The organism is Acinetobacter sp. Tol 5, assembly GCF_019702905.1.
In the GTDB taxonomy this organism is placed as follows: Bacteria; Pseudomonadota; Gammaproteobacteria; order Pseudomonadales; family Moraxellaceae; genus Acinetobacter; species Acinetobacter bereziniae.
The window spans coordinates 725306-747481 of sequence record NZ_AP024708.1; the positions used below are offsets into that span (position 1 = coordinate 725306).

20 protein-coding genes are annotated in these 22176 nt (G+C 38.0%); 5 read left to right on the forward strand and 15 right to left on the reverse strand.

Annotated features, from left to right (window positions below; all coding sequences use genetic code 11):
- The 11 genes from TOL5_RS03470 to TOL5_RS03520 form a co-directional block, all read right to left on the reverse strand.
- Positions 1–495, reverse strand: a complete 495-nt coding sequence (locus TOL5_RS03470; protein ID WP_009586397.1) for a hypothetical protein — start codon at positions 493–495, stop codon at positions 1–3.
- The gene (locus tag TOL5_RS03475) at positions 492–899 is read right to left on the reverse strand and encodes a DUF4440 domain-containing protein (protein WP_009586399.1); all 408 of its coding nucleotides are present in this window, start codon (positions 897–899) and stop codon (positions 492–494) included. The genes TOL5_RS03470 and TOL5_RS03475 overlap by 4 nt, the downstream gene beginning before the upstream one ends.
- Positions 900–990: 91 nt before the next feature.
- The gene (locus TOL5_RS03480) at positions 991–1368 is read right to left on the reverse strand and encodes a DUF4180 domain-containing protein (RefSeq protein ID WP_199934881.1); all 378 of its coding nucleotides are present in this window, start codon (positions 1366–1368) and stop codon (positions 991–993) included.
- A 61-nt stretch (positions 1369–1429) separates the two neighbouring features.
- A complete protein-coding gene (locus TOL5_RS03485; protein WP_009586388.1) occupies positions 1430–2026 on the reverse strand; it encodes a tetratricopeptide repeat protein in 597 nt (198 codons plus the stop codon).
- Positions 2023–2616: a methionine biosynthesis protein MetW gene (gene metW / locus TOL5_RS03490; RefSeq protein WP_004830182.1), complete on the reverse strand. Its 594-nt coding sequence runs from the start codon at positions 2614–2616 to the stop codon at positions 2023–2025. The genes TOL5_RS03485 and metW overlap by 4 nt, the downstream gene beginning before the upstream one ends.
- Entirely contained in the window at positions 2616–3776 is a 1161-nt protein-coding gene (metX, locus tag TOL5_RS03495; RefSeq protein WP_009586392.1) for a homoserine O-succinyltransferase MetX, read from the reverse strand. Before metX ends, metW begins: the two co-directional genes overlap by 1 nt.
- 410 nt (positions 3777–4186) lie before the next feature.
- On the reverse strand, positions 4187–5884 hold the full coding sequence (leuA, locus tag TOL5_RS03500) for a 2-isopropylmalate synthase (RefSeq protein WP_004830180.1): 1698 nt from the start codon (positions 5882–5884) through the stop codon (positions 4187–4189).
- Between the two features lie 278 nt (positions 5885–6162).
- Positions 6163–7263, reverse strand: a complete 1101-nt coding sequence (locus TOL5_RS03505; RefSeq protein ID WP_121774479.1) for an alpha-hydroxy acid oxidase — start codon at positions 7261–7263, stop codon at positions 6163–6165.
- A gap of 74 nt (positions 7264–7337) precedes the next feature.
- Positions 7338–8021 (reverse strand): Fe2+-dependent dioxygenase, encoded by a 684-nt coding sequence (locus TOL5_RS03510; protein WP_121774478.1) that lies wholly within the window; start codon positions 8019–8021, stop codon positions 7338–7340.
- A gap of 72 nt (positions 8022–8093) precedes the next feature.
- Positions 8094–10436, reverse strand: a complete 2343-nt coding sequence (locus tag TOL5_RS03515; protein ID WP_171428646.1) for a TonB-dependent receptor — start codon at positions 10434–10436, stop codon at positions 8094–8096.
- A 419-nt stretch (positions 10437–10855) separates the two neighbouring features.
- Positions 10856–13159 carry a TonB-dependent receptor gene (locus TOL5_RS03520; protein ID WP_121774476.1) on the reverse strand — a complete coding sequence of 768 codons (2304 nt, stop codon included), beginning with the start codon at positions 13157–13159 and terminating at the stop codon, positions 10856–10858.
- A gap of 431 nt (positions 13160–13590) precedes the next feature.
- Here TOL5_RS03520 and tig point away from each other — a divergent pair, with 431 nt between their 5' ends.
- The 4 genes from tig (at position 13591) to TOL5_RS03540 (ending at position 17987) form a co-directional block, all read left to right on the forward strand.
- Positions 13591–14922, forward strand: coding sequence for a trigger factor (gene tig, locus TOL5_RS03525; protein ID WP_042087465.1), 1332 nt, complete (start codon positions 13591–13593; stop codon positions 14920–14922).
- A gap of 189 nt (positions 14923–15111) precedes the next feature.
- The gene (gene clpP / locus TOL5_RS03530; RefSeq protein ID WP_005033741.1) at positions 15112–15723 is read left to right on the forward strand and encodes an ATP-dependent Clp endopeptidase proteolytic subunit ClpP; all 612 of its coding nucleotides are present in this window, start codon (positions 15112–15114) and stop codon (positions 15721–15723) included.
- Between the two features lie 36 nt (positions 15724–15759).
- Positions 15760–17070: an ATP-dependent Clp protease ATP-binding subunit ClpX gene (clpX, locus tag TOL5_RS03535; RefSeq protein WP_042087463.1), complete on the forward strand. Its 1311-nt coding sequence runs from the start codon at positions 15760–15762 to the stop codon at positions 17068–17070.
- 167 nt (positions 17071–17237) lie between these two features.
- Positions 17238–17987 carry a DUF2846 domain-containing protein gene (locus tag TOL5_RS03540; RefSeq protein ID WP_009586384.1) on the forward strand — a complete coding sequence of 250 codons (750 nt, stop codon included), beginning with the start codon at positions 17238–17240 and terminating at the stop codon, positions 17985–17987.
- Between the two features lie 51 nt (positions 17988–18038).
- On the opposite strand, the gene TOL5_RS03545 is transcribed toward TOL5_RS03540, so the two are convergent.
- The 4 genes from TOL5_RS03545 to TOL5_RS03560 all read right to left on the reverse strand — a co-directional run bounded on the left by TOL5_RS03545 (position 18039) and on the right by TOL5_RS03560 (position 21343).
- Positions 18039–18572 (reverse strand): DUF2059 domain-containing protein, encoded by a 534-nt coding sequence (locus TOL5_RS03545; RefSeq protein WP_009586393.1) that lies wholly within the window; start codon positions 18570–18572, stop codon positions 18039–18041.
- A gap of 72 nt (positions 18573–18644) precedes the next feature.
- The gene (locus TOL5_RS03550) at positions 18645–19178 is read right to left on the reverse strand and encodes a DUF2059 domain-containing protein (protein WP_005033732.1); all 534 of its coding nucleotides are present in this window, start codon (positions 19176–19178) and stop codon (positions 18645–18647) included.
- The gene (locus TOL5_RS03555) at positions 19168–19737 is read right to left on the reverse strand and encodes a hypothetical protein (RefSeq protein WP_121775009.1); all 570 of its coding nucleotides are present in this window, start codon (positions 19735–19737) and stop codon (positions 19168–19170) included. The genes TOL5_RS03550 and TOL5_RS03555 overlap by 11 nt, the downstream gene beginning before the upstream one ends.
- Before the next feature lie 82 nt (positions 19738–19819).
- Positions 19820–21343: a fumarate hydratase gene (locus TOL5_RS03560; RefSeq protein WP_005033728.1), complete on the reverse strand. Its 1524-nt coding sequence runs from the start codon at positions 21341–21343 to the stop codon at positions 19820–19822.
- Positions 21344–21512: 169 nt separating this feature from the next.
- On the opposite strand from TOL5_RS03560, the gene TOL5_RS03565 reads away from it, so the two are divergent.
- Positions 21513–22139, forward strand: a complete 627-nt coding sequence (locus tag TOL5_RS03565) for a class I SAM-dependent methyltransferase (RefSeq protein ID WP_121775010.1) — start codon at positions 21513–21515, stop codon at positions 22137–22139.
- Positions 22140–22176 lie beyond the last annotated feature (37 nt).

Here is a 22176-nt window from a genome sequence, read left to right on the forward strand (position 1 = left end):
TTAGCGCTGTTTTGCGCGAGGAGGGATGTAATGGTCTAGCGCTTGCTTAAGCTCAACGATGTCATCATTACGCATCAGCCCTGAGCTCAGATTGAGTTTTTGGATACTTTGGTCTTTCATGATCAAGCGTAAATAATAATGACGATCCAAGAATGTTTTTTTGAGTTCTATTTGAGCAATATCCTGCAACAAAACTTCTTTCTTAATGACACCTCTGCCTTTGAATTCGATGGTTCGGATTTTATCCTGAGTCAAAACCAGAATAGGGGATTGATTTTTAAATAGTAAAACTGCTTTTCGACTCAAGAAATATGAAAAACTTGCCAATAATGCAATGACAAAAATTAAATAAAGACTTTTAACACCATTCTTAAATTCAAACAGTTCAATAATGAGGAGTAGGGTAGCGTACCAAAATGGGCAGGCAAAAATACCAGTAAAAATTGCCAGTGGAAGCATTTGACGATGAGAAGCATAATATTTTTTCTTATTCATATTTTTCCATGTATAGAAGAATCTGACTCAGCGGACAAATGCAAAAGCGTACCTTGATGAAAAATCATTTGCCATACTTGCTGATCATTCATTACCCAGATCGAAGCACGTAAAGCTGAATTGTATTTTACTTGAGTATTGGTATCGACTTGATAGCTGAGGTAAGTCAACAAAGCACTATGAGCAGAGATTTGCTGTAGTTCGAAGTCTTGTGCATGAATCATATCTGTGTCCAGATCATTTAAAAGTGCTTCAAGCATTTGGCTTTTTTTTATGATCCGACCTGATTTAGTGATTTCTTTGAAATCGGGGTGCAAGCGCTGATCCAATATTTTATGGTTCCGTCGCTCAGAATGATGTAATTGGCATTCAAATTGGATTAATTGAGCGAGCGTTTCTTGCATTATGTTGAACTCCTATTGAAATATTTAAAAGTCTGACAATCAGTGCTGATTGAAATGAGCCTTGTTATGCACGAAGTGTTATCCACTTAAACTAGTTTTTTAATTCTTGTTTGAGCTTATGTTCCAATTCAGCATAGTTTTCTATAAACCAGCATGCCTTTCCATGATTTGATTCATAAACAAAATCTGTGAGTGCCTTACTGTTACGGGTATATTTTTCAATATTTCCTACAAAGGCTAAACGGATTTTATAATAGACAAATTTTTGGATGAATTCGCCTGCAATTCTATTTTCCAATTGAAAAAAGCACTTTTCTAAAGATGTTACAGGCAATGCAATCAGCGCTATATTTTCAGCAAATGCCAAACTCAACAGGTCATTGATATTGTGCAATGAATACGTTGTAGCCTCATTTTGAGGAATAATTAAAATTCGTGTGTTATGAAAAAGTTGAACCATATGTGTCATTTGTAACTACTCGTTGTTGCATAAAAAAAGCACCCGAAGGTGCTTTAAAATATTTTCAAGCTTATTGAGCTTGAATCCATTGATCTGCACGTTGTGTTGCTGTACGAATTTGATCTTGAGTTAAGTTCGCAGCCAAAGCCGTTTTTTTACTTTGAGACATATTGATCACTTTATTGTCTAACATGCCATCGCGTGTAGAAAGTTCATACCATTGGTACGCACCCATATAGTTTTTCTTTTGCTCTTCCATGACTGCAAGGTTAAAGCTCGCACGGTTGTCGCCGTGGCTTGCTGCCTTTTCAAAGTATTGACGTGCAAATGTTTCATTTTTAGCAACACCTAAACCGTCAGCATACATACGACCTACATTTAACTGAGCCGCAGAAATACCTTGGTCAGCTGCCGCTTTAAACCATGTAAATGCTTGTTTAAGATCTTTAGATACACCACCAGTACCGGCTTGGAAATGTGTTGCTAAATAAAATTGTGCTGCTGGTTGTCCAGCTTTCGCTGCTTTTTGTAAATCTGAAACATTCATATGTGCATACTGAGCTGCCATCGCTGAAACAGATTGTTGTTGCTGCGGTACATAGTCCGCATGGGCTTGAATACTGAGCAGCCCAAAAAATAATGTACTGCCTAATAATAATTTCTTCATAGAGCGCTCACTCGATAAATAGCGACTTCGCCGAACAAATTTGGGACAGCTTTACTTAAAAAGCTCCCTTGTTGGTTCCCATTTACAGCGAGTCGATCAATAATTTGAATCTGATTTTCAGCACATAAGGCTTCAAAATCGCGAAAAGTGCATAAGTGGATATTAGGTGTATTGTACCACATATACGGTAAGGCATCAGAAACAGGCATCTTTCCTTTCAGTGCAAGGAATGAACGTGTCTTCCAATACGCAAAATTAGGAAACGTAATAATTGCTTGTTTCCCCACACGCACCATATCGCGCAGAAGCACATCAGGTGCATCTACAGCTTGCAAAGCTTGTGCCATTACGACGTAGTCAAAAGACTGGTCAGCAAAGCGTCCCAAACCGAGGTTTAAGTCTTGTTGTATAATATTTAACCCTTTGCTGACCGCAATTGCAATCTTTTCTTGATCAATTTCTAATCCATAAGCATGAATTTGCTGTTTTTTGCTCATTTGTGACAATAATTCACCATCGCCACAACCTAAATCGAGCACACTTGCACCAGGATTGATCCATTTTTCAGCCAATTGTTGGTCAATACGCATTACAAAGCCTCCTTAGGTGTTGAATTGAGGTGTTCAGTACCACCTAAAAATGCACGTAAGGATTTGACGTACAATGGGATTGGGAACAGAAAAGAATCATGCCCCTGTTCAGCATCAATATCTAAGTAGCTCACTGGTTTTTGATTGGTGATCAAGGCATTGACGATTTCTTGAGAGCGTTCTGGGCTAAAACGCCAATCCGTGGTAAATGACACCACTAAAAAGCGGCATTTGGTATTGGACAAAGCTTTGGTTAAAGATTGTTGGTACTCACGTGAAGGATCAAAATAATCCAAGGCTTTGGTCATGATCAAATAAGTATTGGCATCAAAGTTACGACTGAATTGTTCACCCTGATAACGTAAATAGCTTTCGACTTGGAACTCTACATCAAAACCATACATAAATTTGCCAGATTTTAAATCACGACCAAATTTCTGTTTCATGGCTTCTTCTGAAAGATAGGTAATGTGTCCAACCATACGCGCCAAAATTAAGCCACGCTTTGGATAACTATCTAACTCCAGATAACGACCATTGTGAAAATCAGGATCAGACAAAATGGACTGACGAGCGACTTCGTTAAATGCAATATTTTGTGCTGAAAGTTTAGGTGCACTGGCAATAATGACGCATTTCTGTAAACGGTCAGGATAATCAACAGACCATTGTAAAGCTTGCATGCCACCCAATGAGCCACCAATAATTGAATACCAAACTTGGATTCCCAAACGATCAGAGAGAAGTGCTTGAGTTTTTACCCAGTCACGCACAGTCACTAAAGGAAAGTCAGGACCATATGGGCGATTTTCATTTTCAGGGTTAGGCGATGTCGGTCCTGTTGAACCACTACAACCACCAATATTATTTAAGGCGACCACAAAGAATTTTGAGGTATCAATGGCTTTTCCAGGTCCAATACATGCATCCCACCAGCCAGCTTTTTTATCATCGTCATGATGGTAACCCGCAGCATGATGATGTCCTGAAAGTGCATGACAAATGAGAATGGCATTTGATTTGTCAGCATTCAACTCACCATACGTTTCCACCATGATTTCATAGCGTGGCAACACTCGACCACATTCAAGTTCTAACGGTTCTTCGAATTCAAACTTTTGTGGAGTCACAAGCCCCACTGAATCAGCTGGAAAAGACACTGGAAATATTCACCTTAAAATTTTAGGTAACAGAATAAATTGATGTTACTCACAACGACATCATCATTATTGCGAATAAACGAATGATACGAAAGTCATTTTTCAACTGCACATGACTTTAGTCTAGGTTTAACCACTAGGTTTTAATGCCTTAAATGATGATCATTCAGCCAATACTTTAATTTTGCTCAAATTTTATTGCACAATTAATGACAATATCAAAAAACATATTTTGTGAATAGTTGCTGATCGATATTGAGTTGATCCAAATCGCATTTAGATCAAATGAATGGTCAAAGCGCTTTTAACTTATCCCTGCGTCATGATGTGTAATATCAATCAATATCAATAGATAAAAGAAAGGATACCACTCAGGGGTATCCCTTCTAAAGTCATTTAATTGATATAGCTTATACAGCAGCTGCGATCACTTGATCTGTGCTGAGTACCCCTTGATCAATTAAACGATTGGTCGCTGCAATTATTGCCTCAATAGATGAGGTCACAATGTTGTCATGTACACCAGCACCAAATGCTGACTTACCTGTGCCTTGAACTTGAAGTTCAATTAATGCCAAGGCTTTGGCATGTGCACCAGAGCTGATACTACGTTCTTCATAGTTCAAGACATCAATTGGTAATTGAAGTGCATTTAAAATCGCTGAAATTGGACCATTGCCTTCACCACGTAAACGCTGACTTTCTCCATTCACGACTACCTCAAGCTCAATGACCTGATTGCCATTTTCGTCTGAAAGTCTGTAGTTTTTCGCTGAATAATGAGCATCTTTTGCAGAAACATAAGTGTCTTTAAACAAAGTCCAGATTTGCTGCGCTGAAACTTCGACACCTTCTTCATCGGCAACTTGCTGAACAATTTGCGAGAATTCAATTTGCAAGCGACGTGGTAATACAACGTTGTAGTTTGATTCTAATAAGTATGCAATACCACCTTTGCCCGACTGTGAGTTGACACGGATAACCGCATCATAATCACGACCTAAGTCTTTAGGGTCGATTGGTAAATAAGGCATATCCCAAATTTCTTCGTCTTTTTGGAACTCAAAGCCTTTTTTAATTGCATCTTGGTGTGAGCCAGAGAATGCAGTAAAGACTAAATCGCCTGCATATGGATGTCGTGGATGGACTGGTAAACCTGTACATTCTTCAATAGTGGCGATAATTTCATTAATATTAGAAAAATCTAATTCGCAAGCTACACCTTGGGTATACATATTCAAGGCAATTGCAGCCACGTCAACATTACCTGTACGTTCGCCGTTTCCAAATACACAACCTTCAACACGATCAGCACCTGCCATGATTGCCAACTCAGATGCAGCAATACCACATCCACGGTCATTGTGGCAGTGTACAGAAATGATCACTCCATCACGACGGGCTAAATTACGATGCATCCATTCAATTTGATCTGCGTAGACATGAGGACCAGATACTTCCACAGTCGCAGGCAAGTTTAAAATAACTTTATTATCCGGAGTTGCTTCCCAAATTTCGGTTACAGCATCGCAGACATCTTTAGCGACTTCTAATTCAGTCGCAGTAAAGCATTCTGGGCTGTATTGAAAAATGAATTCGGTTTCAGGCTGTTTTGCAGCATATTCTTTAACTTTGGTTGCAGCATTGATTGCCAATTGTTTGGCACCATTCACATCGACATTCAACACTTTCTTACGGAAGGTTGGAGAGTTTGAGTTATAGATGTGAACAATAGCACGTTTAGCGCCTTGCAATGATTCAAAGGTACGTGCAATCAAGTGATCACGAGCTTGTACTAAAACTTCGATATAGACGTCATCTGGAATATGACCTTCCTCAATCAATTTGCGTGTGAAATCAAAATCAATCTGAGATGCTGAAGGAAAACCAATTTCAATATGTTTAAAGCCAATTTTGACCAACATTTGGAACATTTTGAATTTCTGTTCGATGTTCATCGGTTCAAAAATTGCTTGGTTACCATCACGGAGGTCGGTACTCATCCAAATAGGCGCTTTATTGATTTCGTTGTTTGGCCACTGACGGTCAGGCAAGTCTACACGCTGGTACATGCGACGGTATTTTTTACTTGGATCAGCCAACATCATGAGGGAACTCCTTGTGTAGTTGTCGTTGCTCGCTTCTTGGGTAAAGGCAACTTACTACCGATATAGATTGTGTCTATCTGTTCAATTTACAAGTATTTTTATGGTGAAAATAATGTAAATTTTCATAAATATATATGTGGATATCACGATATAAATTTAAACACTGAAGACTTGCAAATGGTTTAACTTGAGATTAATTCTAAAACAGTTGTCTTGGAAATAATTTCCTTAATTTGCATAAAAAATATCAGTTGAGAGAAAAATTTCCTTTGAATGGCTTAATCTTGAAAAATATATTCTTGATTGATTTCATTTATGCGAGCTGTTCCCATTAATGCCATGGTAATTTCAAATTCTTCCTTTAAAATTTTAAGCACATGTGCAACCCCTAAAGCACCTGCAACAGATAATCCGTAGATTGCTGGTCGCCCGATCAGCACCGCATTTGCACCTAAAGCCAACGCTTTAAAAACATCGGTACCACGACGAATACCCCCATCTAAAAGTAGGGGAAAGTCATTCGGTACGACCTTACGAATTCGTTTCAGTGCTTTGAGTGGTGAAATGGCACTATCGAGCACACGTCCACCATGATTGGAGACGATCAGTCCTTTTACACCAGTTTCGACAGCTTTTTGAGCATCAAGCGGATGTAAAACCCCTTTTAAAATCACAGGTAAAGAAGTTTGAGCAATCATAAACTCAATATCCGCCCATGTCGGTGCAATTTGCATTAAGCCCTGAAAAACTGGATGTTGAACTGCTGAGATTTCGGGCAGAGGAATATGTGTAGGTGTGTGTGGATGTTGCATTCCTTCGGGCAATTGAAAATTCACACGACGTTCACGATCACGAATACCTGTATGTGGTGAGTCCACAGTGATCACAATTGCTTTAAAGTTTTGTTGTTCTGCTAAACGCACCAAACCCAACGATTTTTCACGATCTCCTTGCCAATACAGTTGAAACCACTTCAATGGATTTTCCTTCTTGATCAAACGCATATCGGTGTTGGTAAATGTGCTCAGTAGCATATTACTTCCGAGGACCTCAGCAGCTAGGGCTGTTGCTGCCTCACCGTCTGGATGAAACAATTGCTGATGTCCAATGGGTGCAAGAAATATCGGATGAGGGAATACTTCGCCTAAAATTTTACATTGCGTTGAACCTTGGGTGAGGTCATTCAGTAATCTGGGGATGAGTTGAATTTTTTTAAATTGTTCTAAGTTGTCACTGACACTTTGTTCATCCATCGCCCCACCTTGAAGGTAGTGCCAGGTATTTTCAGCTAAATGCTGTTCAGCCTGCTTTTCATAATCAGCAATAGTCTGTAAATGGGGGGGGATTTGTGTGAGAGGTTTTAGGATTTTTTTATTCATGGATGATTTCTCATTTATCCAAATTTACACAAAAGGGTTGATCAATTACTGTATAAATAACCTGTGAATTAAATTTATAAATCACTCCATTCGCGCAATAGATTGTGATAAATCCCAGTTAGACTAATTACTTGCTCATGTGTTGCAGAAAGTTCTATGGTCAATTTTTGAATATTCTGATCAAGATCAAACAACATTCGCCGTTGAGCATCCGAAGAAACAAAACTTTGTACCCAGAAGAAAGAGGCAATGCGAGCGCCTTCAGTGACAGGATTAACACGATGCAAGCTGGTGGCAGGGTAAACAATCGCATCGCCTGCGGGGAGTTTTACTTCTTGTGTTCCGAACGTATCTTCAATAACCAGTTCTCCACCTTCATATTCATCAAGATTGGTCAGAAAAACAGTACAAGATACATCGGTTCTTAGATACTGATTTAACTGAGGATGGTGACGAATCGCATTATCGACATGCATGCCAAAGTTTCCACCGTGTTGATAGCAATTGAACAGGGGGGGCAAAAAAGTTTTTGGAAGGGCAGCACTAAAAAAAAGAGGATTTGAATTCGCTGCATGTTGAATGATTTGACCAAGCTCAACAGCTTCGTTGCAGTCCTGTGCAAGCTGTAAATTATTTTTTAAATGTGCGGATTGATAACCTGTGGTTACTTTACCATCTATCCATTCCGCTTGAGAAAGTTTTTGACGACAATGATTCAGCTCATCCATATTGAGTAAATTTGGAATGTGTAAAATCATGATTTTCTTCCCCAAAAAAGAAACAGCGCCTGATCAATCAGACGCTGAATTTTAACATAGTTTGTCTACATCTTAGAATTTATAGTTGATATTGAATACACCTTTACGACCTTCACCTGGCATCGCCCAACCATTGTTACGAATATGGGTATAGTACTTTTCATCACTTAAGTTTTGTCCTAATAATTGGAAACTTAAATCTTTGTTGTAGCTATATGTCACAGAGGCATTGTGAATCAAATAATCATCAGATTTGATCTGTTGTACAAGATTATTTGTCGCTGAACGTGTGCTTAAATACATTTCACCTTGATAGGTTAAACCGTATCCAGCTTGCCATTGATCATTAAGTTGATAAGTGGTCCATAAGCTACCTGAAACTTTCGGAACATTGACTAACTTATCGCCTTTTTGGAAATCAATATTAGGTGAACCATTGACTTTGGTTTGATCATATTTACCCTCCATATAGGCTGCACTTGCTGTGATGTTCCATTTAGGTGTTATTTCACCAGCTAAACCAAACTCAACACCCTGAACATAGTTTTTACCATCTAATTTTGCATCAGGCTGTCCCGGTATATCATTGGTTACACGGACTTTATCTTGTTCATTGCGGAATACTGCGGCAGAAATTAAGAAATTAGGATTTGCTTGCCACTTCGCACCAACTTCATAGGCAACAGCATTTTCAGGATCAGTACTACAAGAGTTTGCTGTGATTGCATTATTGGTAATGGTTTGAGAACATCCACCACTTGCAGTGTTTTGTACAGGCTTTTGAGCATTGGCATAAGACAAATACAGACTGGTTGCAGGCGTTGGCTTAAACGTTAAGCCAGCATTATAGGAAATTAAATTATCAGATTGTTTGTAGTTTTGACCACGAGTTACGGCTGCTGTAGTTGTAGAAACAGTGTCTGAACGATATTGACCATCAGTATAGTCATTACGTACACCAAGGTTGAGTAACCATTGTTCACCGAACTTTAAAGTATCAAACAAGTACGCGGAATAGACATTTAAATAGCCTTCAGCTACACCTGTTTTACGGAAGTTTGTTGGACCATGCCAAAAGTTATCTGGATTATATACATTCATGTAAAGCGGCGTTGTAATGGAACTACCAGCAGATGAACCATTTGAATTATATAAATACCCAGCTGTTGTAATTGAATAGTCTTCACGACTAAAACCTACACCAGCGACAACAGCATGATCAATGATTCCTGTTTTAAATTGCATATTGATATTGGTGTCATTGGCAAATTGTTTATTGTGGGTATCTCGATAATAGCCACGGGGACCAGAAATATAATAAGAACCATTTGGTACTGTAATGGTCGTTGAACCAGAAGTCACACTACAATTCTTATAACCTGTTTGATTTGTATTTGTAATCGCTGTTGGTGATGTACCATCTGCTAAGCAGAAGGTACCCTGCGGTGCAGATACAGTCGCTTTTTGTTCAATATCACTATAACGGGTGATTGAGTTGAGTTTTGCGTTAGGGCTGATTTCGCTTTCTACTTTGAATGTGACAACTTGATTTTCAATATCTTGTTGATCTAGATTGCGATAACCATAGCTGTTTTTATCTGAAATCCCTTTGACCGGTTTGCCATTATAGTAAGGTACACCGTATTGTGGTTCATTTTCATCTTTTTGATAAAGGTAAGATAATGTTGCTTTGGTCGTATCACTTATGCCAAATGTAAGAGTAGGTGCAATTCCCCAGCGCTTCATTTCTTCATCACGACCTGCATAAGTGTTTTGATGCCCCATAACGTTTAGGCGGAATGCTAAATCTTCATCTACAACTTTATTAAAATCACCAGTAAAGCGTTTATAGTTGTCTGAACCGAATCCCAATGTGATTTCATTGCTATCACGGTTTTTAGGCGTTTTTGAAACTAAATTGACACCGCCACTAATTTGACCTACGCCGTTTTCAACAGAGTTTGCGCCTTTGATGACTTCAACAGCTTCATAGTTGAATAAATCTGAACGGTTGGTTAACGCTGCATCTCGTAAACCATCAACCGTGGTGTTATAGGTTGCGTCGTATCCGCGCAGATTGATTTTATCTCCATAACCGCCACCACCTTCACCCGCACCGAAACTTATACCTGGGGTTGTTGCTAATGCCTGCTGCAATGAAAGTAAACCTTGATCTTTAAGTGCTTTTTCAGTGATCACTTGTACTGTCTTAGCTGTATCTAAAACCGTTTCTGTACGTTTGGTCGAGGAAGTTTTAGGTGCTAAATAGGATGCATTTTGCTCTGCACGTGCCTGAATTGTTGGGAGTTGGGTAGGAGGAGTTTCCTCAGCAGCAGCAAACGCTAAATTGGGTAAAGCAATTGCCAATGCAACTGTTTTCACTTTTTTGTTTTTTACAGAATACTTTCGAGCCATTTTTGCATCCATCGCAGATCATATTGAACTTATCCAGTACTGCGCAAAGACTTTTATGTCGCAATAATGGAGAAATTGTTAAGGTATGTAATCAATATTGCGAATTCTAATGATAATTATTTTCATTAACAATGTGTGTAAATAATTATTCATACGGAAAAACTGTTTAATTCATTCAATATAATTAAAGAAAGCTATAGAGGATATGATTGATTGAATTTGATCATATTGCTGAAATATAGTGTATTTTTAATGATTGGTAAAAAATAACTATTGGAAATTATAGGATAATTTTTTAGTAAGGATTAATAACAATGAGATTTATCTTTAATAAAAAGACACGACGAGTTAAATTATAGGTAAAAAAAATGGCCCCTATAAAAAAGGCCATTTCAATTGAATTTTTTAAATATTAACTATTAATATTTAAAGTTGATCGACAATACTGCATTACGACCTTCAGCCTCTGTTGCATAGTGTGATGCATAAGCTTTGGTGAAATAACGTTTATCTGAAAGGTTGTTTAGATTTAATTGTAGATCAACATTTTTGTTAACGTTATAACGTGCCATTGCATCATAGCGAACATAGCCTGGAACAAATTTAGTATTGGCAGCATCGCCGTAAACTTTATCCATCGCTATTGCCCCAACACCTAAATTCAATTGTGGAAGCACTTGATAGGTTGTCCATAGAGTGGCTGAGTTCTTCGCTACGTTTTGAACTTGATTTCCATTGGTTGAACTTGGAGAATAAGTTCCATCAGTATTTTTTGTAAAACCAGCATCTACGATTTCACTATCTAGATAGGTATAACCTGCACTGATTGCCCATTTATTGGTAATATTACCATTCGCACCTAATTCAATACCATCTACACGAGTTTCACCAATATTACGTGTGAAACCATCAGTGTCTAATGCACGTGTATTTTCTTTCTCAGTACGGAAAATAGCTGCTGTTAAATTTAACTTATCACCAAACAGATCCCATTTTGTTCCAATTTCATAGGTTTTAACTTCTTCTGGCTTTAAGTTATTAATTGCACGAGATTGTTCATCAGTGGTGTTACGTCCTGGAACACTAATTCCTTCAGAACCATCACCAGCATCCACACCGACAGGGTTTGCTGAAGTTGCATAGCTTAAATAAATGGAACCATTTTCAGCAGGCTTAAAAGTTACGCCTAATTGGTAGTTAAAGAAGTCGTTATCAGAGGTATAATGTGTGCCAGCTTTAATTGCTGTCGCGCCTGAACCTGAATCTTGATTATATTTCATGTCAGTTTCGAATTTATCCCAGCGAACACCCAAATCGAGTAACCATTGAGGCGTAATTTCAATATTATCTAAAGCATAGACTGATTGTGTTTTAGAGGTAATATTGGTTACATTTGGATTAGCAGTTACTTTCCCTAGCCATGCATCATGAGAGTTAGGATTGTTTAAATCAGTACACCAACCATTAGAGTTTGTCAGCGAACATGCGTTATTTGCATTGTTATTACTTGAACTACCGCCAATTTTTGATGTATTCGGGTCTGTAACTATATTCGTTCCACGATCAGAATCTTGTTTTGAGTATTCTGCACCGATATTAAACTTATGTTTGAAAGCACCTGTATTTAGTTTACCTGTTAAAGCCAATTGATCAGTAAAACTGTCGGTGCTTGTAAGATTGGTGTTCACACGACGCCAAACTTTACCATTGACAATGTTGCCTTGGCTGTCATCTGGTTGAGTCCATAAGTAATTGTTTTTTGATTTACTATAAACCGCAGTGTTGCTTAGTGTAAGATTTTCTGTAAGATCATGTTCTAACTTTAATGTACCACTTTGATTTTCTTGTTTTTGGAAATCGCGATCTAACCAACCATAATAAATGCCTTGTTTAACATCGACAGGCTTACCAACAGTCGCTTTCTTAGAAACATCATAATTATATGGTACACCTGAATCAGGTGTATCGTCTGATTTTAAATAATAATAACTTAAAGTTGCACGAGTTGGCGTGTCTAAACCAAAAGTAATACTTGGTGCAATACCAGCACGTTTATATTCAGCACCATCATCTTGCCCAGCTTTTTCGTTGTGATGTCCCATCACAGCAACACGTGCAGCAATACCATTACCAAAATCTTTATTACCATCTAGGGTGATACGTTGATAATTGTCTGTACCACCTGCAACTGAACCTTCTAGAAAGTCACCTTTTTTAGCGACTTTAGAAATCATATTAATGCTACCACCAGAAGTTCCAGCACCGCCCATAGCAGAGGCTGAACCTTTGGTTACTTCAACTTGTTCTACAGCAAACATTTCACGGTTTTGTGAAGTTGAATTACGAACCCCATCTACATACATAGAGCTTTCAGAGTTATAACCACGGATAAATGGACGGTCTCCATTTGGGTTACCACCTTCACCAGCACCAAGGGTAATCCCTGGAACTGTGCGAAGTGCATCGGCAAGAGTTGTGACTTGCGTATCTTCAATAAGTTTTTTTGAAATAACTGATACCGACTTAGGTGTATCAAGAAGTGGGGCAACAAATTTTGTATTAGCCGACTGATCTACTTTTAAACTTTGTTCTGCAGTCGCTTGTGCTTTAATTGTTGGTAGTTTTGCGATTTCGTCCTGAGCGATAGCTGACGTTGCAATAACTGAAAGTGATGAAGCGATTGCTGTGCTAACAATCTTTTTGCGTGATTTGATAAATGACATACTTTAACTCACAAAGAGTAGTGTAAATTTGTATGCGAATAATAATAATTCTTATTTTTTTATGCATTAGTTTGTGATTGTATTTGCCGATTGAATTAGAGAAACTTGAAGTAAAAATAAATAAATTTAGCTGTTATTTTTGATTTAATGGATTGAAAGAAATAATTTTTTTTATACTTGTTAAATATTTCAAAATGTAAAAAAAGTGAAGCGTGTGTAAATAAAATTTTAGATTTAGGTAAATTCATCAAAATGTATTTAATCCTGAGAAATGAATTGATTTAATTTTTTGTTTAAAAAGTCAGCATAAAAGATAAAAACAATCATTGAAATAAAATGATTTACACAGGTGTTTTGTATATATTCAAATGTTGTCATATAATGTGGCACTTTTTGAAAAACTGTAATTATTAAATTCTATCGAGGAAGCCATGCAAGTAACTTCTGAAGCGGTTTCGGGCGTTGCCCGTCGTTTAAATGTATCTGTACCGACGAGCCGTATTAACGAGCAGTTTGAAGCTCGCTTGAAACGCACTGCTAAAACTGTGAAGATTAACGGCTTCCGTCAAGGTAAAGTGCCTGTAAATGTTGTACGTCGTGAATATGGCGCGGGTATTTATCAAGAAGTTGTCAACGATATTATTCGTGACACCGTATTTGAAGCAATTCAACAAGAAAAAATCAATGCTGTTGGTATGCCAAACATCGACAAAGTTGAAAACAAAGATGATGCTTTAGTTTATCAAGCAACTGTTGAAGTTTATCCTGAAGTTGAAGTTAAATTTGATGGTCTAGAAGTATCTCGTAAATCGTCTGAAGTTACAGACAAAGATGTTGACGTAATGCTTGAAAACCTTCAAAAGCAACGTGCTGAGTGGACTGAAACTAAAGGCATGGCGAAGAAAGACATGCAAGTGACTTTCGACTTTGAAGGTACTGTAGACGGTGAAAAGTTTGAAGGCGGTGCTGCTGAAGACTTTAAACTTGTTTTAGGTTCTGGTCGTATGATCCCTGGCTTCGAAGACGGTATCGTTGGTATGAAGAAAGGCGAAGAGAAAGTAATTGATGTTACTTTCCCTGAAGACTATCAAGCTGAAAACTTGGCTGGTAAAGCTGCGCAATTCAAAATCACAGTTAAACTTGTTGAAAAGCAAAAACTTCCTGAAATTGATGCTGAATTCCTAAAAATCTTTGGTTTAACCGAAGAAGAAGGCGTTGAAAAATTAAAAGCTGACGTTCGCAAGAACATGGAACGTGAAGTGAAAAATGGTTTGCGTAACCAAGTGAAAGGTGCAACTTTTGATGCACTTGTTGCTGCAAACGAAGTTGAAGTTCCTGAGTCTATGTTGGCTCAAGAAATTGACCGTCAACGTCAACAAATGATTCAACAATTTACTCAACAGTTTGGTGCTCAAGGTGCAAAAGCATTTGACAGCAGCATGCTTCCAGATGAGTTGTTCAAAGAGCAAGCTGAGAAATCAGTGAAGCTTGGCGTACTTGTGAGTAAAGTATTGGCTGATGCTAAACTTGAAGTAGATCAAGCACGTGTTGATGCTTATATCGAAGATATGGCTTCTTCTTATGAAGATCCAGCTGAAGTGATTGAATATTTCAAAAATGACAAGCAACAACGTGCTCAAATTGAAGGTGTTGTGTTAGAAGATCAAGTGGTTGACCACATTTTGGCTAGCGCTAAAGTGACTGATGAAGCTGTAAGCTATCAAGATTTGTTAAAAGAGCAACAAGCACGCCAACAAGGCTAAGTTGTTTGATGTTGAAAAAGGCGCTTTGGCGCCTTTTTTTATGAGTTTAAACATTGGCTTAGTTAATCTGTTCACAATACTTATGCAAAAAATATCGGATATTTAGTTGGGAATATTTTGCATTTTCAGCAATTATCCCTCATATTGTGAACATGAGTGACGTAACAAAAATTCAGGAATAAATAACGTATGTATGTTCCATCAATTGAAAGCGCTTTAGTGCCAGTAGTCGTAGAACAATCTTCACGTGGTGAGCGTTCTTTCGATATTTTTTCGCGTCTTTTACGTGAACGTGTGATTTTTTTAACGGGTGAAGTTGAAGACAACATGGCAAATCTTATTGTTGCACAAATGTTGTTTTTAGAAGCTGAAAACCCAGATAAAGATATCCATTTATATATCAATTCACCAGGCGGTTCTGTTACGGCAGGTATGGCAATTTACGATACCATGCAATTTATTAAACCTGATGTGGTGACATATTGTATGGGGCAGGCTGCATCAATGGGTGCGTTCTTATTGAATGCAGGTGCGCAGGGTAAACGTTATTGCTTGGAAAATGCTCGTGTGATGATTCACCAACCACTAGGTGGTTTCCGTGGTCAGGCATCGGATATTGAAATCCACGCACGTGAGATTCTATTTATCAAAGAACGTTTAAACCGTTTAATGGCTGAACACAGTGGTCAGGATTACGAAACTGTTGCCAAAGATACAGATCGGGATAATTTCATGACCGCGCAGCAAGCAAAAGAATATGGTTTAGTGGATCAGGTATTAAGTAAACGACCTCAAAACTAAGCATTTATAGATATGATTTAAGAATTTGGAGTGAAAATGTCCGATCTTCCTCAAGGACAAAAGCATTGTTCATTTTGCGGTAAAACGCAGTCTGAAGTCGGTAAGCTGATTGCAGGCGAGGACGCATATATTTGTAATGAATGTGTGGATGTGTGTCTAGACTTAGTGCAAACGAGTCAGCAAGTGGAAACTGGCGATTGGGCATCACGCCCATTGCCTAAGCCTCATGAAATTCGTGCGGCATTGGATCAATATGTGATTGGTCAAGATACTGCAAAGAAAACGCTTTCAGTGGCTGTATATAACCATTACAAACGTTTGAAAGTTTCTCAAACTGGACATAAACCTAAAGATGCAGTTGAAATTGCAAAAAGTAATATTTTGCTGATCGGACCAACAGGTTCAGGTAAAACCTTGCTTGCGCAAACTTTAGCTCGTCTACTTGATGTACCTTTTGCAATGGCGGACGCGACAACATTGACTGAAGCAGGTTATGTTGGTGAAGATGTTGAAAACATTATTCAAAAGCTGTTGCAAAAAGCAGATTACGATGTAGAGAAAGCGCAAAAAGGCATTATCTACATTGACGAAATTGACAAGATTACCCGTAAATCTGAAAACCCATCAATTACGCGTGATGTCTCTGGTGAAGGTGTACAACAAGCATTGTTAAAAATGATTGAGGGTACAGTTGCATCCATTCCGCCTCAAGGTGGACGTAAACATCCACAGCAAGAGTTTATTCAGGTTGATACTGCAAATATCTTGTTCATTTGTGGTGGTGCATTCTCTGGTCTTGAAAAAGTGGTACAACAACGTCAAGAGAAAGGTGGAATTGGCTTTACTGCGGATGTGAAGAATAAGGATGATACTAAAAAAGTTTCTGAATTATTCCGTCAAGTTGAAGCAGCTGACTTAGTGAAATTTGGTTTAATTCCAGAGTTTATTGGTCGTTTACCTGTGATCGCAACTTTAGAAGAGCTTGATGAAGAAGCATTAATGCAGATTCTGACTGAGCCTAAAAATGCTTTAACACGCCAATATCAATATTTATTTGAAATGGAAAATGTTGATCTTCTCTTTGAAGACTCGGCATTACGTGCGATTGCGAAAAAGGCTTTAGAGCGTAATACAGGTGCACGTGGTTTGCGTTCTATTTTGGAAAACGTTCTACTTGAAACGATGTATGACTTACCAAGTCGCACTGATATTGGTACAGTCATTATCAATGAAGCAGTGATCAATGATAAAGCTGTGCCTGAGTTCAAACCTGAACGGCAACCCAAGCAAGAAAGCAATGAAGTTGAAAAAGTAGATCTAAAGGTTTTAGACAGTAAATCGGCTTAAATGTTCGATTTTACTCAATATTACTTTTGCATCTTATCTGAAACGTGTAAGTAGCTTGACTATTTACACGTTTTTTTATTTTTAAATTGTCATTGTAATGTTAAGCTCACTGTGCAGAATATTGTTTCTTAAGAATGAAAATAAAAAATACGCGGTGAGGGAAAATCATGCGTTACATCGGTCTCGTTGTTTTGATGAGTTGTGGATTAGCAGCTTGTCAGAGTCATCAATCTGTAGAACAGCAATCAACCAAAGTTGTTTCGACTTTAGATCCTATTGATTTTAAAAAAGAACAATCATTGGTTCATGAAAAGCTTGATCAATATAAAGTGAAATCTTTTTCTGTAGGTTCTTGGGTCAATCAAAAACCCGGTCAGTACTTTCATTTGGTGAAGCCACAGAATCCTCAAGCTGCTGTGATTTATTTTTATCGTCCAGATAGTCGCTGGAACAGACAAGAAATCATTCCCACCAATTTCTTTTTAAATGGTAAGCGGATTCCGAGTTTAATCAGTAATCACTACTATTGGATTGAACTTGCTGAAGGTGATTATAAATTAAGTCTAAGTCGCCCTTTAACAGTTTTTCATTTTCAAAAGCCTAAGGTTGCCTATTTCTCAGTAGAGGCAGGTGGGCAATATTTTGTCAAATATGAGGAAGAAAAATTCCGTGGTGGACCAAACGGTGAGGCAGGGCTATTACGTGTTGGACCATTGATGCAAATGCCAACCCGACAGGGCTTAAAAGAAATTGCCATGACGCAACTTAAAACACCTGGGTTGAACTTTGTGGCAGAGGTGACGGCGGATGGGCGTGTGATTAAACCGCAAGAGAAAATTAAAGGTGCCCCATATAAGGTGAGTGATGATGTGCACTTGGGGCAACCCTTTAAGCTTTGGAATCCAACGACTTGGTAAGCTTTTAAGTATTCAGATTAAAAAAGAGAGCGAAGCTCTCTTTTTTAATGTTTAAGGGGTATTCGCCGCTTTTTTTAATTCAGCAAGTTTCTTATTTATCTCTTTAAAATCTTGTTCGGTATTTTGAAGGATATTGCTAAGTTGAGTATTCATCATCTTCATCGTTTCTTGAGCAATTTGTGGAGACTTTTTAAGTATAGATTGCCCCACAGCACTCGAATAAAAGTCGATTTGTGCTTGTACTTCTTCCGCATTGAAAACGTCTTTATAAATTTTGAGATAAAGTGGTTTAATTTGTTCCCAAGACACCGTTTTCTGACTTTGAGCATACATTTTATCTGCCAATTCATTGGCAACAATTTGTTCTTGTGGACTTAATTGTTCCTTGTTTACGGACATTTTAATGATTTGATAAGCCTGCTGATCTAATTGAGGACGGATCTGTTGCATCGTTTCTTGTAAAAGTTGATCAATGTTCATCACTTTTAACAATTGTTGTACTTGTTGATCAGATGCTTGTGCTGCAAAAGCAAAATTGGCAGTTAGACATGAGCCAAGCAGCACTAAATGTTGTAATAATTTCATAATATACCTATAGGATCACGTTGTTATTTATACGACAAAGGTGTTACCAACATTCGAAAACAATATAAAGCTTTATTGGGTTTGCAGTATAGGTTTTAAAATGGCTTCCATTTTATCTTTAATCACTTTTTGATTTTCTGCTTTAAGCATTTGCTTCTGTGAGAATTTAGTGGTTTCTTGCATGACTTCAGTCATCAATAGATTCATTTTCTGATTGATCGATTGCCCTAAAGGTGTGCTGAGGAACGCAATATTGGCTTGGATTTCTTCTTCAGTAAAGGTTTTTTTAAAAAGTGATTTGAATAAAGCAAGATATTCAGGATCTGTAATCATTTTTTGTTGAACATCGCTATAGAGAGCACTAATTTGCAGTGCCGCATTTTGTTGATCAATGTTGAGTGTCTGAGCGCCAGTCACTTGCCGAACAAGATCTTCAGCTTGCTCATCAAAATAGGGCTGCATATCTCGAGTACTTTGTTTGAATATCTCGGTGATATTGGAAAGTTGCATTAATTTGTCTACGCTTTTATCTGTTGCTGGAGATGCAAAGCTTGACACTGTCATACAGCATAAACTTAAAGTTAAAGCGAACTGTTTAATTTTCATGAGTTTTCCTTTCTTTATTATCCTCTAACCGATGTAGTTGTTGAATAATTTCTCCAATTTTATTGCGATATTGCTGAATAAATTGAGGATCATTAATTGCTTTATCAATCGCAGCATTGCTTTCTATGAATATTTTCGTGTCAACATTTGCAAGTTTTGTGTACAGTGCTTGGCTTGGCGTTGTGTCATGCTGATAAAGTGCTTCAATTTCTTGAGGGCTTAACGATTCTAAAATAATTTGCTTGGTTTGACTGATAAATTGTGGATCTCGAAGAATATCTTTCGTCATTGATTGATAAACCGCGACAATTTCTGGGATGATTTGTTTTTCGTTATCCGTGAGTTGTATCGTACTTATCCCATTTTTAATTAAATTTTCTGCTTGATTTTGATAAATACGCTTTGCGTCTTCATTCGCTTGAAGACGCCATATTTGATTGCCAATGATACCCTGTGTGAGTCGATCAAGGGATTCACTTTCTGTATTTGAGGCAAAGCTTTGTATAGAGATCGAGAATAACAATAATACAGAAAAAATAATATATTTTATAAAGTTCATGACCTGACTCAAAATAAAAAGCACCCTAATCATAGAGTGCTTTTCAAGTGATGCTCAAGCTTAATTTCAGCTTTTATGCAGATTAATTTGCAGCATCAACAACTGGAATTTTGCCAATTTTTGCTTGCCAAATTTTTGGTGCAGTTGCATGAACAGAAGTACCATTTACATCAACAGCGACGGATACAGGCATATCTTGTACTTTGAATTTGTAAATTGCTTCCATACCTAGGTCAGCAAATGCGACAACTTCAGCTTCACGAATGGCTTTAGATACTAAATAAGCAGCACCACCAACAGCCATTAAATATGTTGCTTTATTGTCTTTAATTGCTTCAACAGCAGCAGGACCACGATCCGCTTTACCGATCATACCGAACAAGCCAGTTGCTTCAAGGACTTGACGTGTAAACTTATCCATACGTGTTGCTGTTGTTGGACCAGCAGGACCAACAACTTCATCACCTACAGGATCTACAGGTCCTACGTAGTAAATGAATTTACCTTTTAGATCTACAGGTAACTGTTCGCCTTTATTGAGCATATCCACCATACGTTTATGCGCAGCATCACGACCTGTATAGATGGTACCATTTAATAATAATGTATCGCCCGGTTGCCACGAGTTCATTTCTTCTTGTGTGATATTGTCTAAATCAACACGTTTAGATGTTGAAGTATCCCAAGTCACTTCTGGATAATCTGAAAGTAAAGGTGCTTGAATATGTGCAATACCCGAACCGTCTAATTGGAAATGAGCATGACGAGTTGCAGCGCAGTTTGGAATCATACCGACTGGCTTACCAGCAGCATGACAAGGATAGTCTTTAATCTTAATATCAAGAACAGTCGTCAAACCACCAAGACCTTGAGCACCAATACCTAAAGCATTCACTTTTTCAAAGATTTCAATACGAAGTTCTTCGATCTGGTTCTGTGGACCGCGGCGAAGTAATTCGTCCATATTGATTTCTTCCATGAGTGATTCTTTTGCAAGCATCATGGCTTTTTCAGCAGTACCACCAATACCGATACCGAGCATACCAGGAGGGCACCAACCTGCACCCATCGTTGGTACAGTTTTAAGCACCCAGTCTACGATCGAGTCAGAAGGGTTCAACATTGCCAGTTTAGATTTATTCTCTGAACCACCACCTTTCGCTGCAACAGTAATATCGACTTTATTGCCTGGAACGAGTTTGTAGTGAATTACAGCAGGTGTATTGTCTTTGGTATTTTTGCGACCAAAAGCTGGATCTGCTAAAACTGAAGCACGGAGTACGTTGGTGTTTTCTAAATAACCTTGGCGTACACCTTCATTGATCGCATCATCTAAGCTCATGGTTAAATCAAATTTAACATCTAAGCCCACGTCAACAAATACGTTAACAATACCAGTATCTTGACAGATTGGACGATGACCTTCTGCACACATACGTGAGTTAATTAAGATTTGTGCAATTGCATCCTTTGCAGCTTGGTTCTCTTCACGATCATAAGCACGGCTCATCGCTTGGATAAAGTCTTGTGGATGATAGTACGAAATAAACTGAAGCGCGTCCTTGACCGATGTGATCAAGTCATCTTGTTTGATAATAGTTGTCATATCAAAAATCTCTTGAGCGGGCTGTTAGCTAGCGGGCTGAATTATACGTGATATTGCTTGTTTTGTGGTGGCTTTGATGGATTTTTAGGCTAAAGTTTTATTATTTTATTTGGGCTAAAAACTTTATACTGATTATAGAATAAAAGCTTGCAATGGGCACAGAAGCGTTATGGGAAAGCATACTCATCTTGCAGATAATATTATTGAAATTTATAACAATAAAGCCTACGCATGGACTGCATTAAGAGGGTCTTGTTTATATGAGAAAGTATGGTTAGATCAGTTTTTAAAATTACTTCCACAACACTCAAATATACTGGACTTAGGTTGCGGTTCAGGACAACCCATAGCAGCTTATTTGATTGAGCAAAGCCATAATGTGACGGGTGTAGACAGTTCAGAAGAAATGCTGGATATGGCGCGAGAAAATTTTCCTGAAGATCTGTTTCCAAACTGTACTTGGATTCAAGCGGATATGCGCACAGTTGAACTGATTGAAAAGTTTCAGGGGATTCTAGCTTGGGATAGTTTTTTCCATTTATCACCTGAGTGGCAAAGGGCAATGTTTCAACGATTTGATCGTTTTGCAACACAGGATACGGTTTTAATGTTTACCAGTGGACCTGCATTTGGAGAGCAAATTGGAGAACTGTTCGGAGAACCTCTATATCATGCCAGCCTAACGCCAGAAGAATATATCCAATTATTCCATAACTATGGCTTTAAAGTGATTAATAGGGTCGTAGAAGACCCTAATTGTACGGGACATACAGTTTGGTTGGTGCAAAGAAAATAATTGGTGTTCATTTAATCAATTGAATAAAATAGTTAAA

Excerpts from the sequence above, each read along its gene's own strand:
- TOL5_RS03470 (WP_009586397.1), bottom strand. The coding sequence starts at position 495 with ATGAATAAGAAAAAATATTATGCTTCTCATCGTCAAATGCTTCCACTG.
- TOL5_RS03475 (WP_009586399.1), bottom strand. The coding sequence starts at position 899 with ATGCAAGAAACGCTCGCTCAATTAATCCAATTTGAATGCCAATTACAT.
- TOL5_RS03480 (WP_199934881.1), bottom strand. The coding sequence starts at position 1,368 with ATGACACATATGGTTCAACTTTTTCATAACACACGAATTTTAATTATT.
- TOL5_RS03485 (WP_009586388.1), bottom strand. The coding sequence starts at position 2,026 with ATGAAGAAATTATTATTAGGCAGTACATTATTTTTTGGGCTGCTCAGT.
- metW (WP_004830182.1), bottom strand. The coding sequence starts at position 2,616 with ATGCGTATTGACCAACAATTGGCTGAAAAATGGATCAATCCTGGTGCA.
- leuA (WP_004830180.1), bottom strand. The coding sequence starts at position 5,884 with ATGATGTTGGCTGATCCAAGTAAAAAATACCGTCGCATGTACCAGCGT.
- TOL5_RS03505 (WP_121774479.1), bottom strand. The coding sequence starts at position 7,263 with ATGAATAAAAAAATCCTAAAACCTCTCACACAAATCCCCCCCCATTTA.
- TOL5_RS03510 (WP_121774478.1), bottom strand. The coding sequence starts at position 8,021 with ATGATTTTACACATTCCAAATTTACTCAATATGGATGAGCTGAATCAT.
- TOL5_RS03515 (WP_171428646.1), bottom strand. The coding sequence starts at position 10,436 with ATGGCTCGAAAGTATTCTGTAAAAAACAAAAAAGTGAAAACAGTTGCA.
- TOL5_RS03520 (WP_121774476.1), bottom strand. The coding sequence starts at position 13,159 with ATGTCATTTATCAAATCACGCAAAAAGATTGTTAGCACAGCAATCGCT.
- tig (WP_042087465.1), top strand. The coding sequence starts at position 13,591 with ATGCAAGTAACTTCTGAAGCGGTTTCGGGCGTTGCCCGTCGTTTAAAT.
- clpP (WP_005033741.1), top strand. The coding sequence starts at position 15,112 with ATGTATGTTCCATCAATTGAAAGCGCTTTAGTGCCAGTAGTCGTAGAA.
- clpX (WP_042087463.1), top strand. The coding sequence starts at position 15,760 with ATGTCCGATCTTCCTCAAGGACAAAAGCATTGTTCATTTTGCGGTAAA.
- TOL5_RS03540 (WP_009586384.1), top strand. The coding sequence starts at position 17,238 with ATGCGTTACATCGGTCTCGTTGTTTTGATGAGTTGTGGATTAGCAGCT.
- TOL5_RS03545 (WP_009586393.1), bottom strand. The coding sequence starts at position 18,572 with ATGAAATTATTACAACATTTAGTGCTGCTTGGCTCATGTCTAACTGCC.
- TOL5_RS03550 (WP_005033732.1), bottom strand. The coding sequence starts at position 19,178 with ATGAAAATTAAACAGTTCGCTTTAACTTTAAGTTTATGCTGTATGACA.
- TOL5_RS03555 (WP_121775009.1), bottom strand. The coding sequence starts at position 19,737 with ATGAACTTTATAAAATATATTATTTTTTCTGTATTATTGTTATTCTCG.
- TOL5_RS03560 (WP_005033728.1), bottom strand. The coding sequence starts at position 21,343 with ATGACAACTATTATCAAACAAGATGACTTGATCACATCGGTCAAGGAC.
- TOL5_RS03565 (WP_121775010.1), top strand. The coding sequence starts at position 21,513 with ATGGGAAAGCATACTCATCTTGCAGATAATATTATTGAAATTTATAAC.